Raw genomic sequence first — 3152 nt, 5'->3', positions numbered from 1 at the left:
CGCATATCGCCGAGCGGTGGAGCCGTTTTGGTGTTTCCGGCGAGATGAAGCAGGTGTTCACACTGTTGGCGGCGCAGCGCAAGCGGGTGGCCGAGGCGATCGCCGAATTCGAATCCATGACCCATGTCGGCGTCGAGGATTTTTTGCGCGAGCGCGGGCTGATCTAACCGCCCTTGGCAAGCAGCGCCGTGGCGGTATCGCTGTCAGTGATCAGCACATTGGTGTCGACGGCTTTCAGTGCGGCGAGGATCGCCGCGACCTTGCGCTTGCCGCCCGCGGCGAGAACCACATTCGGCACCTTGCCGACCACATCGAGATCGATGGCCATGACACGCCCGTTTACCTCGTGGTCCACCAAACGGCCATTGGCATCGACGAAATAGCACAGCATGTTGGCGACCGCGCCCTTCGCTTTCAACGGAGCGATCAGCGATGACGGAACGATGCCATGCCGGAAGATGGTGGCGTCCGGCGACATGTCGCCGACGGTGAGCAGCGCGATGTCGGCGGCGGCCGCGCGTTGGCGTACATCCTGCAGGGTCGGCTGCGCCCAGAGGAGATCGCGCAGCGAGGAATTGTCGACCGTGACCGGCGCGGTGATCTGGTAGCTGTCGACCTCGAAGACATCGGCTACCTTGGCGGCAACGATGGACGGATTGATCCATTGCGAGTGCGGCAGGCTGCCGACGAGCGCCACCACACAGGCACGCTTCAACTGCCGGCGGGCAAGGAAGCCGAGGCTGGCATGCAGGGTCGCGCCGCCACCGATGGCGAGCGTCATGCCGTCCTGCATCTGCTCGCCGAGATAGGCCGCGACGGCATGGCCGATGGCTTTCTCCAGATGGTCATGCGCCGAAGGCGTCGGGATGACGACGGCGGCATTCAGACCCCAGCGCTTTTCCAGTCCCCGCTCGAGCGCCACCTGCCCGGCGGTCGGCGCGTTGATCATGGTGACGACAATGCCCTCGGCGGTGCAGGAGGCCAGCGTACGCATGACCTTCACCCTGGAGACATCGAGCTTTTCGGCAATCTGTTCCTGGGTGAAACCTTCGACATAGTAGAGCCATGCCGTCTTGACGGTAAGGTCCGACGAGACCATCGGCAGGCGAGCCTGTCTGGGTTTTTCTGTGGTCATCGGTTCCTGTCCCTCATGAGCCGTGGCCTGACCGGTGCTCATCAAGGAAATACCGGCCGGATGTCAACTGATGCCGGATCTGCGGCGTGTCGATTGTCGCACATTTCTGTTCATTTGTAATTGACATCGTACATATGAACATATTTTGTGGGTTTCACGCGCTGTGTCATCCACCAGTCATATGCGCCGTGCAGGGAGGAAGAGACGGGGAGCCGGCCAGAGCCGGACCGGTCATGCACAGAAAGACAGGAGGTCTCATTGAAGACGCACTTCATCAAGCTGCTGGCCAGCCAGCTGGCGCTCGCGGCAACTTTGTTTGCCGGCGTGGCAAACGCCGAAATACTGACGCTCTACACGTCCCAGCCGGAAGCCGACGCGGCCAAGACCGTGGATGCCTTCAAGAAGGCGCAGCCGGGTATCGATGTGAATATCTATCGCTCCGGAACGAGCGACATCCTCACCAAGATGGCGGCCGAGTTTGCCGCCGGCAGCCCGCAGCCCGACGTGCTTCTGATCGCCGATGCGGTCTCGATGGAGCTGTTGAAGAAGGACGACCGGCTACTGCCCTATCCCGAGGCAAAGCTCGATGGCATCGAGGCGGATGCCTATGACGCCGACAAGACCTATTTCGGCAGCAAGCTGATCACCACCGGCATCGTTTACAACACCGCCGCGGCCGAGAAGCCGCAGCATTGGGCCGATCTTGCCAAGCCCGCCTATGCCGATGGCCTGGTCATGCCGAGCCCGCTCTATTCGGGTGCCGCCGCCTACCTGCTTTCGGGCTTCGTCGGCGACGCCAATTATGGCTGGGATTTCTTCCAGAAGCTGAAGACCAACAACACCGTCAGCGTGCGCGGCAATGGTGCGGTGCTGAAGGCGGTGGCATCGGGCGAAAAGCCCTATGGCATCCTGGTCGACTTCATGGCGATGAACGCCAAGAAGAAGGGTTCCCCGGTCGAGTTCGTGTTCCCCTCGGAAGGTGTGCCGGCAGTGACCGAACCGGTCGCCATCATGAAGACCGCCAGGAATGTCGACGGCGCCAAGAAGTTCGTCGACTTCATTCTTTCCGATGACGGCCAGAAGCTTGCGCTTTCGATGGGCTATCTGCCGGCGCGCGCCTCGGTCGGCCGCCCCGAATGGCTGCCGGAAGGCGTCAAGGTCAAGGTGATGCCGTTCGACACCAAGGCAATCGTCGCCAAAACCGACGCCGACAAGGCGAAGTTCTCGGAATTGTTCGGGGGCTGAGCCGGCAATCCAGTCAGGGGTGCCGTCCCAGCGGTATCCCTGACGGGCAAAACCCCGATCGCATCGGCTGATCGACCCCAGGAAACGCAATCATGTCAACACGGATCAGGGAAAGCCGGGGCCAGGAAATGGTCCTGACGGCGGCGGTAGCCATCGTCATCGTCCTGCTTTCCCTGCTGCCGATGCTGCGCCTGATCAAGGAGATCGTGGCGCCCGGCGGCACGCTGTCGACCGTCGCGATAAAGGCGGGGCTCGCCAGTCCGGCGACCTGGATCGCCACCTGGCACACACTGGTCGTCGGTATCGGCGGCACCCTGCTTGCGGTGCTGTCTGGAACGCTGGTGGCCGTCCTCGTCACTCTGACCGATATCCGCGCTCGCAGCGCCATGGTGCTCTGTTACGTCATGCCCTTGATGATCGCGCCGCAGGTGACGGCGCTGGCCTGGCTGCAATTGTTCGGCCCGGCAAGCCCGTTCCTCAAGCTGTTCGGGGCGGCACCGCCGCTCGGTACCAGGAACCCGCTCTATTCGACATCGGGCATCATCCTGCTGCTCGGCGTGCAGTATGGCCCGCTGGTTTTCCTGTTGGTGCGCGCCGGGCTGCGCAAGCTGCCGCGCGAGCTGGTCGAAGCCGCGCGGGCGGGCGGTGCCGGCTGGTTCACCGTGCTGGTCACCATCGTGCTGCCCTTGATGACGCCGTCGATCATGGCGGCCGCTGCCCTTGCCTTCGTCTCATGCGTCGGCAATTTCGGCATTCCGGCCTTTCTCGGCAT

At 62.8% G+C, this 3152-nt stretch carries 3 protein-coding genes; 2 read left to right on the top strand and 1 reads right to left on the bottom strand.

All coding sequences use genetic code 11. The features are described 5' to 3' along the window. Nucleotides 1–163: 163 nt before the first annotated feature. Nucleotides 164–1135: a sugar-binding domain-containing protein gene (locus ENZ74_RS26680; RefSeq protein WP_027162947.1), complete on the bottom strand. Its 972-nt coding sequence runs from the start codon at nt 1133–1135 to the stop codon at nt 164–166. Nucleotides 1136–1393: 258 nt separating this feature from the next. Here ENZ74_RS26680 and ENZ74_RS26675 point away from each other — a divergent pair, with 258 nt between their 5' ends. Both ENZ74_RS26675 and ENZ74_RS26670 read left to right on the top strand, forming a co-directional pair. After that, nucleotides 1394–2380 carry an ABC transporter substrate-binding protein gene (locus tag ENZ74_RS26675; RefSeq protein ID WP_063169129.1) on the top strand — a complete coding sequence of 329 codons (987 nt, stop codon included), beginning with the start codon at nt 1394–1396 and terminating at the stop codon, nt 2378–2380. Between the two features lie 92 nt (nt 2381–2472). Further along, nucleotides 2473–3152, top strand: a 680-nt coding sequence (locus ENZ74_RS26670) for an ABC transporter permease subunit (protein ID WP_164761236.1), incomplete at its 3' end; no start/stop codon positions are given.

Origin of the sequence: Mesorhizobium sp. M7A.F.Ca.CA.002.15.2.1, assembly GCF_003998715.1 — a bacterium.
GTDB classification, from domain to species: domain Bacteria; phylum Pseudomonadota; class Alphaproteobacteria; order Rhizobiales; family Rhizobiaceae; genus Mesorhizobium; species Mesorhizobium ciceri.
This window is presented reverse-complemented; position numbering and strand designations above follow the sequence as displayed.

Excerpts from the sequence above, each read along its gene's own strand:
- ENZ74_RS26680 (WP_027162947.1), bottom strand. The coding sequence starts at position 1,135 with ATGACCACAGAAAAACCCAGACAGGCTCGCCTGCCGATGGTCTCGTCG.